At 43.9% G+C, this 14,173-nt stretch carries 14 protein-coding genes; 10 read left to right on the forward strand and 4 right to left on the reverse strand.

Going from position 1 to position 14,173, the window contains the following annotated elements:
* Positions 1–132: 132 nt before the first annotated feature.
* Positions 133–678 carry a protoporphyrinogen oxidase HemJ gene (hemJ, locus tag H3S83_RS01330; protein WP_077973383.1) on the reverse strand — a complete coding sequence of 182 codons (546 nt, stop codon included), beginning with the start codon at positions 676–678 and terminating at the stop codon, positions 133–135.
* On the reverse strand, positions 675–1,700 hold the full coding sequence (gene hemE / locus H3S83_RS01335) for a uroporphyrinogen decarboxylase (protein ID WP_198238701.1): 1,026 nt from the start codon (positions 1,698–1,700) through the stop codon (positions 675–677). Before hemE ends, hemJ begins: the two co-directional genes overlap by 4 nt.
* 413 nt (positions 1,701–2,113) lie before the next feature.
* Between hemE and H3S83_RS01340 the strand changes: the two genes are divergently transcribed.
* From H3S83_RS01340 to H3S83_RS01375, 8 genes are all read left to right on the forward strand, one after another.
* The gene (locus H3S83_RS01340; RefSeq protein ID WP_077973686.1) at positions 2,114–2,935 is read left to right on the forward strand and encodes a pyruvate, water dikinase regulatory protein; all 822 of its coding nucleotides are present in this window, start codon (positions 2,114–2,116) and stop codon (positions 2,933–2,935) included.
* Positions 2,936–2,956: 21 nt separating this feature from the next.
* Complete coding sequence (locus tag H3S83_RS01345; protein ID WP_198238702.1) at positions 2,957–3,553, forward strand: Maf family nucleotide pyrophosphatase; 597 nt, start codon at positions 2,957–2,959, stop codon at positions 3,551–3,553.
* A gap of 1 nt (position 3,554) precedes the next feature.
* Positions 3,555–4,412, forward strand: coding sequence for a shikimate dehydrogenase (locus H3S83_RS01350; protein ID WP_198238703.1), 858 nt, complete (start codon positions 3,555–3,557; stop codon positions 4,410–4,412).
* Positions 4,413–5,000, forward strand: coding sequence for a dephospho-CoA kinase (coaE, locus tag H3S83_RS01355; protein WP_198238067.1), 588 nt, complete (start codon positions 4,413–4,415; stop codon positions 4,998–5,000).
* A 341-nt stretch (positions 5,001–5,341) separates the two neighbouring features.
* Positions 5,342–6,043: a DNA polymerase III subunit epsilon gene (dnaQ, locus tag H3S83_RS01360; protein ID WP_198233419.1), complete on the forward strand. Its 702-nt coding sequence runs from the start codon at positions 5,342–5,344 to the stop codon at positions 6,041–6,043.
* 645 nt (positions 6,044–6,688) lie between these two features.
* On the forward strand, positions 6,689–9,640 hold the full coding sequence (gene polA, locus H3S83_RS01365; RefSeq protein WP_198238704.1) for a DNA polymerase I: 2,952 nt from the start codon (positions 6,689–6,691) through the stop codon (positions 9,638–9,640).
* Positions 9,641–9,761: 121 nt separating this feature from the next.
* The gene (locus H3S83_RS01370; protein ID WP_188317740.1) at positions 9,762–9,914 is read left to right on the forward strand and encodes a hypothetical protein; all 153 of its coding nucleotides are present in this window, start codon (positions 9,762–9,764) and stop codon (positions 9,912–9,914) included.
* Between the two features lie 254 nt (positions 9,915–10,168).
* Positions 10,169–10,747 (forward strand): hypothetical protein, encoded by a 579-nt coding sequence (locus H3S83_RS01375; RefSeq protein WP_198238705.1) that lies wholly within the window; start codon positions 10,169–10,171, stop codon positions 10,745–10,747.
* Between the two features lie 47 nt (positions 10,748–10,794).
* On the opposite strand, the gene H3S83_RS01380 is transcribed toward H3S83_RS01375, so the two are convergent.
* Together H3S83_RS01380 and H3S83_RS01385 are read right to left on the reverse strand one after the other, a co-directional pair.
* A complete protein-coding gene (locus tag H3S83_RS01380) occupies positions 10,795–10,992 on the reverse strand; it encodes a DUF2892 domain-containing protein (RefSeq protein ID WP_198238706.1) in 198 nt (65 codons plus the stop codon).
* A 275-nt stretch (positions 10,993–11,267) separates the two neighbouring features.
* Positions 11,268–12,488 (reverse strand): argininosuccinate synthase, encoded by a 1,221-nt coding sequence (locus H3S83_RS01385; protein WP_077969635.1) that lies wholly within the window; start codon positions 12,486–12,488, stop codon positions 11,268–11,270.
* 184 nt (positions 12,489–12,672) lie between these two features.
* Here H3S83_RS01385 and H3S83_RS01390 point away from each other — a divergent pair, with 184 nt between their 5' ends.
* Both H3S83_RS01390 and H3S83_RS01395 read left to right on the forward strand, forming a co-directional pair.
* Entirely contained in the window at positions 12,673–13,314 is a 642-nt protein-coding gene (locus tag H3S83_RS01390) for a LysE family translocator (RefSeq protein WP_077973385.1), read from the forward strand.
* Between the two features lie 164 nt (positions 13,315–13,478).
* Positions 13,479–14,165 (forward strand): fumarylacetoacetate hydrolase family protein, encoded by a 687-nt coding sequence (locus H3S83_RS01395; RefSeq protein WP_078038759.1) that lies wholly within the window; start codon positions 13,479–13,481, stop codon positions 14,163–14,165.
* Positions 14,166–14,173: the final 8 nt, after the last annotated feature.

Here is a 14,173-nt window from a genome sequence, read left to right on the forward strand (position 1 = left end):
CCAATATAAACTCTTGTGATTATGGAAAAATATTTTCCTTGAAAAAGTGCCTTATTCAGAAACTTTGGAAAATAAAAAAGGAGGGTAAATTCCATCTACCCCCCTTGCCTTAAGAAATCAAGCCATTTTCACTCAGAACGGTTTTACAATGACATCAATCACAGCGATGATCATGAGCACTGTGGGAACTTCATTCAAAATCCGCCATGTCTTTTCGGAAAAGTTATTTCTATCCTCGGCAAAATGGCGAACTCCGCGGGATAACAATCCGTGATAGCCGGAAAGAATAACCACAACGAGAAGTTTCAGATGCAGCCAACCACCCTGAAGTGCATAAACTTCCCATGCCAACCAGAGCCCCGTAACCCACGATGCAATCATCGCAGGATTGATAATTGCCCGCAACAGGCGCCGTTCCATAACTTTGAACGTTTCGGATTGTTTGGATCCCGCTTCTGCCTGACAATGGTAGACAAACAAACGCGGCAGATAAAACATACCGGCCATCCAGCAGATGATAGAAATCACATGAAAAGATTTAATCCATAACGTCGATTCCGGATATTTATCAGGATTCACGTGAAACAATGCCCATAAAACAACCACGACAATCAATAGCGAAACGATGGCGCGAAGCCAGATTGTCCCCGTTGTCATATGCGTTTTAGAATTCGTCATTTGTTAAAATTCCTCACCAGTTTGACCAGTCTTTCGACGTTTTTGATAGGCGTTTGTGGTGTTATTCCATGCCCCAAATTAAAAACCAAGGGTCCATTCCCGAGATTTTCCAGAATAGTCTCTATTCCTTTTTCAAGAGCAGTACCACCCGAAACCAGCCGCAATGGATCAAGATTTCCTTGTACGGGTGTTATTTCTTGTAGTTTTTTGGCAAAGGAAAGCGGTATAGACCAATCAAGTCCGATGGCCGTTACCCCTGTTTTTCGAGCAAAATTTTCGTAAAGTGCACCGGCACCTTTTGGAAAACCGATTATCGGAACTTCCGGAAAAACTTTTCTAATCCGCCGGACCATCCGGTTTATCGGATAAATAACATATTCATCAAAACTCTGTTCATCCAGAACACCTGCCCAGGAATCAAAAATCTGTAAAACCTCAGCTCCGGACTTGACCTGATTGACAAGATAGTCAGCCGAAACATCGGCAAGAAGTTCAAGAAGAGTTTTCATTGCTTCCGGATGATTGAAGCCGAACAATCTGGCAGGAGCCTGATCCGGAGTGCTATGTCCGGCAATCATATAGGTTGCAACAGTCCATGGAGCTCCACAAAATCCGATCAGTGTTGTGTCATGAGGTAAAGCATTTTTGAGAAGAGAGAGAGTTTCAAAACTCGGGATTAGTTTTTCCTGAGCCTTTTCGACATTTAAATTTTCAATTTCGTTTACCGATAGAGGATCAAGAATTGGTCCCTTTTTTTCTTCAAAACGTAAATTCCTTCCTAAAGCATGGGGTACAACGAGTATATCCGAAAAGAGAATTGCTGCATCAAAACCGAATCGTCTGATCGGTTGCATTGTGACTTCAAAAGCAAGTTGAGGGTTATAGCAAAGATCAAGAAAGCTTCCCGCTTTTTCCCTAACTTCTCGGTATTCCGGCAGGAATCTTCCAGCTTGCCTCATCAACCAGATTGGTGGGGGAGATATTGTTTTACCACTTAGGACTTCAAGAACTTTTTTTGTCATGGCTTATGTTGGCTTTTCCAAAGGAGGGTTTCAATAAAGAAATCATTTTGAATCTTGGATTCTGATTCTTAGAGTCTGTGTTTTCTGTTAATTATTTATTAACCTTTTTTTATCCACAGAATTGGCGAGATTTTTGTAAGCCGGAAAAACCTGCTCACAGCAACCTTATATTTACCCGATTAATTTTAATTTGATACATAAAAACAACGACTTTCTTAAAATTGTGAAATAAAAATCGTAAAGCCGTTGAATTTCCAAAACAGAAGGTTTTCCCCGTAATTCAATTGCCCGCTTTTGAATTTCCCACAATGGCTTGGCTTGTGTATAACATCATGGAGTTATCCTCACATTTTTTTGGTGTGCACAAAATGATTGTTCATTTGCACATCTATCAACAAGGGCCTGTGAATCCTGTGACAAAAGAAAAATTGGACTTTCATTTATATATGATTTCTGATGCGACCGGAGAGACTCTCCTCTCGGCAGGTCGCGCAGTGGCCTCCCAATATGTAGAAGCAAACGCTATTGAACATGTTTATCCGCTTATTCGCAATGAAGCCCAGTTGCAGGAAGTAATCGGCCAGATCAATCGTGAGCCGGGAATTGTGCTTTATACAATTGTGGACGAAAAAATCGCACATTTACTGCATTCGGCATGTGAAAAAATGGGTGTGCCTTCGGTTTCTGTTCTTGATCCGGTTTTCAAAGCATTCCATTCCTATTTGCGGTTGCCGGCAAACAGGCGCGCCAGTGCCCAGCACGAGCTTAATGCAAATTATTTCAAACGAATCGAGGCGCTCGATTACACAATGGATCATGATGACGGCCAATTGCCGGATGGCTTACAAAATGCCGATGTGATTCTTGTAGGAATTTCGAGAACGTCAAAAACGCCGACGAGTATTTATCTTGCCAATCGTGGCATCAAAACAGCCAATGTTCCATTGGTTCCCGGTGTTGAACCACCCAATCAGCTCTTTTTGTCGAAAAAACCTATGATCGTCGGTCTTATCGCTTCTGCCGACCGGATAAGTCAGGTGCGGCAAAGTCGTAACATTGGTGGCGGGCTTTCAACAGAAAGCTATATTGACCGGGCAAATATCGCCCAGGAACTCAATAATGCCAAACAGATTTGTATGCGTAACAATTGGCCGGTTATCGATGTTACACGCCGTTCTATCGAAGAAACAGCAACTGCGATTCTCGAACTTTACCTGCGCGATCATCAAATCTGAATTTTAATAAAAAGAAAAACCATGTCTCATAAACCGCTTATTCTCGCATCTTTAAGCCCGTTCAGAAAATCGATTTTGGAAAATGCTGGTCTCGAATTTGATGTTGAAGGAGCAAAAATAGATGAGCGTCAGCTCGAAAAAACTCTAGGTAAAATCACACCGGAGGAGCTTGCCAAAGAATTGGCAATAAAAAAGGCAGAAGATGTTTCTCGCCGGTTTCCAAATGCACTTGTTATCGGATGCGATCAAACACTGGAGCTTGAAGGAAATGCACTTCATAAAGTGGCAAATCTTGAGGAAGTGCGTCAGCGTCTTGCCGCCTTATCAGGTAAAACACATTATCTTCATAGCGGCATCGCTTTGGCAAAAGCCGGTAAAGCCGATTGGGTCGGGCTTTCAACGGCGAAAATGATTGTCCGTTCATTATCGCCCGAATTTATTGATTATTATATCGATAAAACAGGAGATGACGTTCAATCAAGTGTCGGTGCCTATCAGGTTGAAGGCTTGGGTATCCAGCTATTTGATAAAATAGAGGGTGATTATTTTACCATTATCGGTTTACCCCTCTTATTATTGTTGCAGAAATTACGCGAGACAGGAATCATCATTCGATAAGATGACAAATTTAATACCAGAAATACCCCATGCTTTTGTAACCGGCTATCCGGTCGGACACTCCCTTTCACCGCAAATTCATCGCTTTTGGCTCAAAAAATATAACTTGGCCGGAACTTATGATGCAGTCGAGGTTAAGCCGGAAAATTTTGAAACATTTATCAATTCGTTGCAAAAAAAAGGTTTTTGCGGTGGCAATGTTACGCTGCCTCATAAAGAAGAAGCCTTTCGCCTTTCCGAAAAAAAAGATCAGGCTGCAACAAGGATAGGAGCCGCCAATACATTATGGTTCGAGAATAACATACTTTGTGCAAGCAATACCGATGGTTATGGTTTTGAAGCCAATCTTGACGATTTTGCTCCCGGCTGGGGTGGAAATGCGGCGCTTGTCATCGGCGCTGGTGGAGCGGCGCGCGCAATTATCTATACGCTTGAACAACGTGGGTTCGAGAACATTTATCTTGTAAACCGGACGAGATCACGTGCCGACAAGCTTGCCGGTTATTTTGGTCATCAGGTAAAAGCACGCAATTGGAACGAAATTGATGATCTCGTTCCTCTGGCAGATCTAATCGTTAATACGACCTCTCTGGGGATGACAAATAATCTTATTAAAAAAGACAGCGAACCGTTTATTCACCTTGATCAGGCAAAGCCGTCGGTTCTCGTGACAGATATTGTTTACACGCCTTTGATGACGCCAATTCTCTTACAGGCCAAAGCTAGAAACCTCAATTATGTTGACGGAATCGGAATGTTGCTTCATCAGGCTGTACCGGGGTTTGAACGGTGGTTTGGAATAAGACCTGTTGTTGATAATGAATTACGACAAGAAATACTGGGTAAAATGGGCCAATAAATGATTATCCTCGGGCTTACAGGTTCTATCGGCATGGGAAAAACGACGACAGCCGGCTTTTTTGAAGAAGCCGGTGTTCCCGTTTATAATGCTGACAGGGCTGTTCATGAACTTTATGAAAGTAAGCCGGTTATTGAAGATTTAAGCCGTATTTTCCCTGATTGTTTGACAGATGGCCGGATAGACCGGTCAAAATTATCAAAAACAATTGTGAAGAATCCGTCAAAACTTGCCATTTTGGAAAAGTTCATTCACCCGCTGGTGCGAAAAAAGGAAAAAGACTTTGTAAAAATGCACCGCGATCGGGGTGACCCGCTTGTGGTTCTCGATATTCCTTTATTATTTGAAACAGGGCCTGAAGGGCGGGTTGACAAAATAGCGGTTGTTTCGGCACCAACCGAAATTCAGCGGCAACGTGTACTAGCCCGCAGCGGCTGGGATGACGAGAAACTCGACCGTATCTTGTCGCGTCAGATATCGGACGAAGAAAAGCGAAGGCGTGCCGATTTTGTTATTGATACTGGCAAAAGCCTTGATGACGCGAGAGAACAGGTAAAACATCTGATTTCCCGTTTGACATTGAAATAAACCGCCCGCCCATGAGAATGTGGATATTTTCGGCGCTGTTTTTGTAAAATTGAAATGACGGCTCAATCGCGAATTTTAGCAACGTTATATCCGGATTATCCATAGTTTCTTTCAAAGATATATAAATGTAAAAATCGTCAAAATGATTTTGCGTCGACTATTTTTGATAGCTAACCTTCCGGTCGTATTCACGCGAATATAGGCGCCAACAGTACCGGAAACAGGATTTGTTGTTTATTGCATCTTCAAAACGCAAGAAAGATGGGAAATAATCCATTATGAAGGTACAATTCGTGCAAAAATGCCGGAGCAATTTAAAGGGCTGATGAGAGCAGATTTTTATGAGAGAAATTATTTTTGATACTGAAACAACAGGCCTTCACAAAGAAACAGACCGTATTGTCGAAATCGGCTGTGTGGAGATGGTTGATCGCTATCTCACTGATAAAACTTTTCACGTCTATCTCAATCCGCAAGGGGTGATTATTCCCGACGAAGTTGTAGCAGTCCACGGTCTTACCAATGAGCGCCTCAAGGACGAGCCGAAATTTGAAGAAATAGCCGATGATTTTCTTTCCTTTATCGAAGGCGCGACATTGATTGCCCATAATGCAAACTTCGACCTTGGATTTTTGAATGCAGAATTGGAGCGTATCCATAAGCCCCTCATCAGTGTTGATCGTATTATTGATACATTGGCAATGGCGCGACGGAAATTTCCGATGGGGCCTAATTCTCTCGATGCATTGTGCAAACGTTTCGGTATTGATAATTCACGCCGGACGCTACACGGTGCTTTGCTCGACTCTGAAATTCTCGCCGATGTTTATATCGAACTGATTGGCGGCAAACAGGGAGCTTTGGGATTTGATGGAGCAAATTCAGATAGCAAATCCAACGAAAATGATGATCAGAATAAAATTGTTCTGAAAACGCGCCCCAAACCTTTGCCAAGCCGTTTGAGCGAAGAGGATAAGGCGGCCCATGACGCATTGCTTGCAAAAATCGGCGAAAAAGCCATGTGGAGCCACATAAAAAATTGAAGTGTCGGGAAAACCGGCAATCGGAGAAACCGGAAATATCCTGATGCCAGCCAAGTTGGTTTTCATAAAATCTCCAATGAAGATTATATCGGCATCCGGACTATCCGGAGTTTATGATAGCGGGATATAGCACTTGAAAATTTAAGGAAAAAGCGGACTTTGATTTTAACGCCCGCATTCAAATCTGTATGATTATTCAAACTTCAATAATAATTTTTTTCGCATCCCTTCGTAAAACCGCGCTTCAAATCGATCTGATCAATATCTTCAGGGGCTATTTTCGGAAAATCAGTTTAAAAAAATAGACCGTTGCGGAGAGGGGGAACCACAACGGTCTTTTTTACTGCACTCACTCAACAGTCCGGAGAGGGAAAGTAGACTGTTGTATCCGGTAAACGGCGGGGGACAAAGCCGGACAACCGGACATATCGACGCAGTGTCGATAGGTCATATAAAAGAATTTAAAAATGGCTTTTCAAGGGCAACTATATTAACATTTTGTAACAAATGCGTGAAAAATGTTTAAAAAGGCTAACGATAAATTTTGCCTGCACCACATTTTCTATCGTTTGCTCATGGGCTTTTCGGGTTCAATGTGCTTTTAAACTTATATAATGTTTTTAAAATTCAATGTCAGGATTGACGATGCAAAAAAATGATCACCTTTTTCTCGTTGACGGTTCAAGTTATATCTTTCGCGCCTATCATGCCTTGCCGCCATTAACACGGAAAAAAGACGGTTTGCCGGTTGGCGCGCTGGCCGGTTTTTGCAATATGCTGTGGAAATTGCTGTGCGATGCGCGTGATACTGCAGTTGGCGTGGTGCCAACGCATTTTGCTGTCATTTTTGATTATTCGTCGGAAACATTCCGTAAAAAGATATATCCCGAATATAAAGCGAACCGCCCTACTCCGCCCGACGATCTTATTCCCCAATTCAGCCTTATCAGACAGGCAACCCGCGCTTTCAACCTGCCATGCATTGAAAAAGAAGGTTATGAGGCAGACGACATTATTGCAACTTATGCGTCTGAGGCCACCCGAAGTGGTGCGAAAACCACAATCATTTCTTCCGACAAAGACCTCATGCAACTCGTCAATCAACAGGTCGGGATGTATGACGGCATGAAAGACCGTCCGATCGGCGTTGCGGAAGTGATCGAAAAATGGGGCGTTCCGCCGGAAAAGATGATTGATTTGCAATCGCTTACCGGTGATTCCACCGATAATGTTCCAGGTGTGCCGGGTATTGGCCCGAAAACGGCAGCCCAGCTTCTTGACGAATTCGGCGATCTTGATACGCTTTTGGCTCATGCCGGCGACATTAAACAACAAAAACGTCGTGAAAATATTATTGAATTTGCCGATCAGGCAAGATTGGCACGTCAGCTTGTAACATTAAAAACCGATGTTCCGCTTGAAACCGGTCTTGATGGCCTCCTGTTGGAACCAACCGACGGGCCGCGGCTTATCGGCTTTTTGAAAGCAATGGAATTCAATTCCTTGACGCGTCGTGTTGCAGAAGCGACCAATTGTGATGCGGCTTTAATCGAGCCGGTGGAGCTTGATGTCGAATGGGGCAAAAGTGCCCATGGGCCTGATCTTGAGGAAGGTTCCGATGTTGGCGGAGCGCCGGAAGTTGGTGGTAATGCTCGACAAGAACAAGAAAGTGATTCTGATTATTCACAAGCGGAAAACACCCCGCAGCTTCTGGCAGAAAAACGTAAAAAAGAAGCACTCACAGAAAAAATAGATACGACCGCTTATCACACTATAACGGACGAAGCCGAATTGAAACAATGGCTTGATCGGGCGCTCGATCAGGGGTTCTTTGCATTTGATACCGAAACGACCTCGCTTGACCCTATGCAAGCGGAACTTATCGGCTTTTCTATAGGTCTTAAACCCGGTGAAGCGGCCTACGTGCCACTTAACCATGTCGATGGTAGCAATGATTTGCTGGGCGGTGGACGCGTGAAAGGACAACTTGATACACAAAAAGCGGTCGCTTTATTGAAGCCGGTATTGGAAAATCCCGCGATTCTTAAAATTGCGCAAAATATGAAATATGATTGGCTGGTGATGCGACAGTATCATGTCACAATCCGGTCTTTCGACGATACGATGTTGCTTTCCTATGTTCTGGATGCCGGAACATTGACCCATGGAATGGACGCATTGTCCGAGCGCTGGTTGGGGCATAAGCCGATAACATTCAAAGAGGTTGCCGGAAGTGGAAAAACGGCAACCGGTTTTGCTGCCGTTGATTTGAAGCGGGCAACACAGTATGCAGCCGAGGATGCGGATGTTACGTTGCGACTTTGGCGGGTTTTAAAACCACAAATTGTCGCCCGCGGTGTTACCCGCGTTTATGAGCGTCTGGAGCGGCCTTTGGTGACCGTTCTTGCCCGCATGGAAGAACGCGGCGTTCTGGTTGACCGGCAATTATTGTCACGATTATCCGGTGAGCTTGCCCAATCGGCAGCCGCTTTGGAAGATGAAATCTATCAACTTGCCGGAGAAAAATTCAATATCGGGTCGCCCAAGCAACTGGGAGAAATTTTATTCGGCAAAATGGGTTTGCCCGGAGGCTCGAAAACCAAAACCGGCCAATGGTCAACATCGGCTCAGGTTCTTGAAGATCTGGCAGCAGAGGGGCATGAATTACCCCGCAAGATTGTTGATTGGCGCCAGCTCACAAAATTGAAATCGACTTATACCGATGCACTACCGAATTATATTTTACCTGAAACGGGGCGCGTTCATACGAATTATTCAATGGCTGCAACGTCAACCGGACGGCTTGCTTCGTCAGACCCGAATTTGCAAAATATACCGGTTCGCACACCGGAGGGAAGAAAAATCCGTGCTGCTTTCATAGCCGGTCCCGGTAATCTGCTTTTGTCTGCCGATTACAGCCAGATTGAACTGCGTGTTCTTGCCCATGTCGCCGATATCAAAGCTTTGAAAAAAGCATTTGCAGACGGCCTTGATATTCATGCAATGACCGCATCGGAAATGTTCGGTGTACCGATCGAGGGTATGCCACCGGAAGTTCGTCGTCGTGCCAAAGCGATCAATTTCGGCATTATTTATGGCATTTCCGCTTTCGGACTTGCCAATCAATTGTCGATTCCGCGCGAGGAAGCAGCCCAATATATCCGCACCTATTTCGAACGTTTTCCGGGCATTAAAGACTATATGGAAAAGACCAAGGCTTTTGCGCATGAGCATGGTTTTGTCGAGACAATTTTCGGACGGCGTGCACATTATCCGGATATCAATTCCAAAAGCGCACAAGTGCGGGCTTTTAACGAGAGGGCTGCAATCAACGCACCAATTCAGGGGGCCGCCGCCGATATTATCCGTCGTGCCATGATAAAAATGGATGATGTGCTGAAGGAAGCCGGCTTATCGGCTAAAATGTTGTTGCAGGTTCATGATGAACTGATTTTTGAATTGCCTGAAAATGAAGTTGAAAAAACCACCGCACTTGTAAAAAATGTGATGGAGAATGCGACAATGCCGGCTCTATCCTTATCTGTGCCACTTAAAGTCGATGCACGCGCAGCTAAAAATTGGGATGAAGCCCATTAAAATGAGCCATATCGAAAGTATTATTCTGCTTATTGTGACTTGAAAACCGGATGATGCTGCACTTGAAATAGAAAATAATGCTCCATATTGCTCCCTATTACTTTCACTAGGGAGCAATTTGATGAACCGGAATTTTCTTTTTCTTATTATCGGCGTTCTTATCGTTGTTGTTGCGGGCTTGGGTTATAAATTTTACCAACAGAAACAACAGCAAAAACCATCCGGCATCGAAATGACAATCGATAAAAATGGTGTTTCGGTCGATCGTCACTAGTGTTCCGATAAAACAATATTTAAAGAATGATAACAGCTAAAGGCGACGTGTTTTTCACTCGTCATTAATCTTGTAATTGCATTGTTGTTCACACCCCCGTCCCGATCAAGATATAATATAGCTCGATTGGGTTAAGGATACTATTCTCTAAAAGAGAGAAGTCTGGTATCTTAAAAAAGCTTTTTGAAAAGGCGGAATTATTCACAGAAGTTTTGTAATTACTCGAACAGCAATTTAGGGAAGAAGTAATAGAAATGTTAAGTTACATTTTTTCTATTAAAGGTTTTGTTCTTTCACTGGATGGACTTCTACTTTCGTTCCTGATTGGTGCTGTGCTTGCCTATTTTACCAATATCAGTTTGAAGACGCTTTATCGCATTCCCTATATGTTCATGCTTGCCGTTGCGTTTTTGGGCTATGTTTTATTAACTTATGCAATCAATTTGCTAGTGTTCAGATTAATTGGCACATTGCCACTGGCATTTCTGGTATTGCTCGCAGCTGTCCCGCCATTTCTGTTCGGTTATATCGCCATGTACCTTTCTGTTTCCCGTGCGCGGGACGGATTCGGTAAAAAAGGCGCTGCCTGGCTTCTGATCATACCACTTCTCAATCTTGGCTTATTCATTGTCACGCTTGATGATGATCCGGAAGACAAAGAAGAAAAGGCGATCAACCGGAACCCGATTGGAACACCGGCTTTTATGAATGGTGCAACCGGTGTCATCGTCGCAACAATTATTTTCACATTGAGTTTCACAGGCGGAATGATGTTGGTGACTTATCCGAGCATCTACCGAATTCCGGAACTACTGTACATGGGAACCCGCTAACGGAATGATGTTTTTGGGTCAATGTACCAAAGCGGCGAATATTTTTATCAGTGTTTCAACGGGCAGCTTGACAAGCCGAATATTTTGTAAAGCGGGCAAAAACCGATAATTGCGGTGAGAAGTGGTATAAGGCCGATCAAGCCAAACCAGCGCGCACCACCATCAAGAAAGAAAATAAGAGAAAGTAGAACAATACCGATAATGATACGGATAATGCGATCAACGCTACCAAGATTTTGTGTCATCCAAGAAGCCTTTCCAATCTATTTCTTTTTTATATTTAGTCCTGCATAAGAGAAAAAACAATCCTTCAACAGGTATTCGGGGTTCTTCACCTTGGCACTTGGGACGAAACGCGCTTGGTGATCGTTACCGTTATCGGCATTTTTTTGGTGTTTTGTAGAAATGTTTTAGCGACGTAACTTGCCAGATGTGGGCCGGATTTGGAGACAACAAAAAGGCAATAAAAAGCTCCGGAAGATTCATTCCGGAGCTTTTGTAAAATATGGATAAAATCTGCTTATTTGCGGTCGCGCGCAGCAAGAGTGCGAAGACGCAAAGCATTCAATTTGATGAAGCCGGCGGCATCTTTCTGGTTATAGGCACCGTGGTCATCTTCAAATGTCACAAGCGAACTCGAATAAAGCGATTTGTCACTCTTGCGACCTTCAATGATGACATTGCCCTTATAGAGTTTCAGCTTGACTTCCCCTTCAACATTTTCTTGCGACAGATCTATTGCTGCCTGCAACATTTTGCGTTCCGGAGAGAACCAGAAACCGTTGTAAATCAACTCGGCATAACGCGGCATCAATTCGTCTTTCAGATGCGCTGCACCGCGATCAAGCGTGATCGATTCAATAGCGCGGTGGGCTGCGAGCAGAATTGTACCACCGGGAGTCTCGTAGACGCCGCGTGACTTCATGCCAACAAAGCGGTTTTCAACCAGATCGACACGACCAATTCCGTTATCATGACCATATTTATTAAGTTCGGTCAGCAATGTTGCCGGCGACATTTGTTTGCCATTGATTGAAACAGCGTCGCCTTTCTTGAAGCCGATGGTGATAATGGTCGGTTTATCGGGTGCATTTTCAGGAGAGACAGTGCGCAAATGCACATATTCTGGAGCCGGAAGTGACGGGTCTTCCAACACTTTGCCCTCTGAAGACGAATGTAGCAAATTGGCGTCGACCGAAAACGGTGCTTCGCCCTGTTTATCTTTTGTCACAGGAATCTGATGTTTCTGGGCAAAATCCAGAAGTTCTGTACGGCTTTTGAAATTCCAGTCACGCCATGGCGCAATGATCTTGATATCGGGGTTCAAAGCATAAGCTGAAAGTTCGAAACGAACCTGATCATTGCCTTTGCCTGTCGCACCATGAGCAATCGCATCGGCACCGGTTTTTTTGGCAATTTCAATCAGATGTTTTGAAATGAGCGGGCGGGCAATCGATGTTCCAAGAAGGTAGACACCTTCATAAACTGCATTGGCGCGAAACATCGGAAATACGAAATCGCGAACAAATTCTTCGCGCAGGTCTTCCATGAAAATCTGTTTGGCACCAAGCATTTCGGCTTTGCGGCGTGCCGGCTCAAGCTCCTCTCCCTGCCCCAGATCGGCTGTAAAGGTGATGACTTCAGCACCAAGCTCGGTTTGCAACCATTTTAATATGATTGAAGTATCAAGGCCGCCTGAATAGGCCAGTACAACTTTTTTAACGTCTTTCCACTTTTCCATTTTTTCTGTCCGATAATTAATGGCCCCAATTGATTGACCCGATTGAATTGATATGAGCTGTTTTATCAGGAGATAGCAACCATGCAAGCAATCAAAAATTTTTTCTTACATAAAACTTATAAAAACAGATTGAAATGGTTTGATAAAACAATAAGACAAAGATGATTAACGAGAGATCATGATCATGTCTTTCTTGCCAGACGCCCATGTGTTTTTGGAATTTGCCGGTGCAGCAATCATTTTGACACTCATTCCGGGGCCGGATATGGCGCTTTTTGTCGGCCGTGCTATATCGCAGGGAAAAGCGGCTGGCCTTGCCTGCATTGCCGGTTGTACAACAGGCATTATTATTCAGGTTTTTGCGGTCTCTGTCGGCCTCTCGGCGTTGATAATAGCCTCGCCAATGGCGTTTTTTATTCTCAAAGTGGCCGGTTCCGTCTATCTCTTATGGCTTGCACTACAAGCGCTTTTGAACCGGTCGAATTTTTTGGTCGAAGGAAAAAAGCAGAAGAAACTCAGCGTAAAACGGAATTACCTTACCGGCCTTGCGATCAATTTGTTAAATCCGAAAGTTCTTCTCTTCAATTTGACCTTTTTGCCGCAATTTGTCGACGCGCTCGACCCGCATGCACCTGAAAAAATATTTTTTCTCGGAGCTTCTTTCATTCCGATATCCCTTCCTTTCACGGTTTCGATGGTTTTAGCTGCCGACAAATTTGCCAAAGCCTTAAAAGAAAATCCCCATTTTATAAGAATACTTGATTTTTTAATGGCCGGAATTTTCACAGCCTTTGCAGTCCGGCTGATCGTGACCGAAGTTAAATAAATATCGGCTTCATCTCATCGGTGAAAATGGTTATAAATTTGAAGGTTGCAAAAATTTGTATTCGGAAAAACGGTTAAAAACTTTATAAAATTCAATTTTCCATTGAATCCCGTCATCCGGCTTTTCCGGCCTCGAAAATTTCTTTTAAACGAGAGGATAAAGAAATGAGTGATTTCATATTTACGCCACCTGCAATTGTCGGTATCCCGATCAAAGGGAGCAGTAAAGTTTTTCCGGTTCACAGGATTTATTGCGTTGGTCGCAATTATGCAAATCATGCGATAGAAATGGGGCATGACCCGTCAAAGGAAGCACCGTTCTTTTTCCAGAAAAATCCCGATAATCTGGTATTTGATGGTGTTTTCCCTTATCCGCCGAAAAGCCATGATGTCGAACATGAGATAGAGCTCGTTGTTGCTCTTCAAAAAGGTGGACAAAATCTGACAACGAAAGAGGCGCAGGATTGTGTGTTCGGTTTTGCTGTCGGCCTTGATATGACAAGGCGTGATTTGCAGGCAGAACTTAAAAAAGCGGGGCGTTCATGGGAAACGGCAAAAGCTTTTGAACATTCGGCTCCCTGTTCTCATTTGATTGAAAAATCTGAAACCAAAGACATGAACGAAGGTTCGATTACCCTTTCGGTAAACGGAAAAGGTCGCCAATCGGGCAATTTGAACGAGATGATCTGGAAAATTCCTGAAATGATTGCCTATTTGTCGCAATTATTTGTGCTGCAGGCAGGTGATATTATCATGACGGGAACGCCGGCTGGCGTGGGGCCGGTGCAAAAAGGTGACGAATTGATAGGTCATATTGACGGGCTGGATGATCTGGTCGTGAAAGTGAGTTGAGGGGTGAG

This window comes from Bartonella sp. W8122 (genome assembly GCF_016102485.1).
GTDB lineage: Bacteria > Pseudomonadota > Alphaproteobacteria > Rhizobiales > Rhizobiaceae > Bartonella > Bartonella apihabitans.

Bases quoted from the DNA above. Each gene is read 5' to 3' on its own strand.
- H3S83_RS01380 (WP_198238706.1), bottom strand. From the start codon at position 10,992: ATGACACAAAATCTTGGTAGCGTTGATCGCATTATCCGTATCATTATC.
- H3S83_RS01385 (WP_077969635.1), bottom strand. From the start codon at position 12,488: ATGGAAAAGTGGAAAGACGTTAAAAAAGTTGTACTGGCCTATTCAGGC.
- hemJ (WP_077973383.1), bottom strand. From the start codon at position 678: ATGACGAATTCTAAAACGCATATGACAACGGGGACAATCTGGCTTCGC.
- H3S83_RS01390 (WP_077973385.1), top strand. From the start codon at position 12,673: ATGTCTTTCTTGCCAGACGCCCATGTGTTTTTGGAATTTGCCGGTGCA.
- H3S83_RS01350 (WP_198238703.1), top strand. From the start codon at position 3,555: ATGACAAATTTAATACCAGAAATACCCCATGCTTTTGTAACCGGCTAT.
- polA (WP_198238704.1), top strand. From the start codon at position 6,689: ATGCAAAAAAATGATCACCTTTTTCTCGTTGACGGTTCAAGTTATATC.
- H3S83_RS01395 (WP_078038759.1), top strand. From the start codon at position 13,479: ATGAGTGATTTCATATTTACGCCACCTGCAATTGTCGGTATCCCGATC.
- coaE (WP_198238067.1), top strand. From the start codon at position 4,413: ATGATTATCCTCGGGCTTACAGGTTCTATCGGCATGGGAAAAACGACG.
- H3S83_RS01375 (WP_198238705.1), top strand. From the start codon at position 10,169: ATGTTAAGTTACATTTTTTCTATTAAAGGTTTTGTTCTTTCACTGGAT.
- hemE (WP_198238701.1), bottom strand. From the start codon at position 1,700: ATGACAAAAAAAGTTCTTGAAGTCCTAAGTGGTAAAACAATATCTCCC.
- dnaQ (WP_198233419.1), top strand. From the start codon at position 5,342: ATGAGAGAAATTATTTTTGATACTGAAACAACAGGCCTTCACAAAGAA.
- H3S83_RS01345 (WP_198238702.1), top strand. From the start codon at position 2,957: ATGTCTCATAAACCGCTTATTCTCGCATCTTTAAGCCCGTTCAGAAAA.
- H3S83_RS01370 (WP_188317740.1), top strand. From the start codon at position 9,762: ATGAACCGGAATTTTCTTTTTCTTATTATCGGCGTTCTTATCGTTGTT.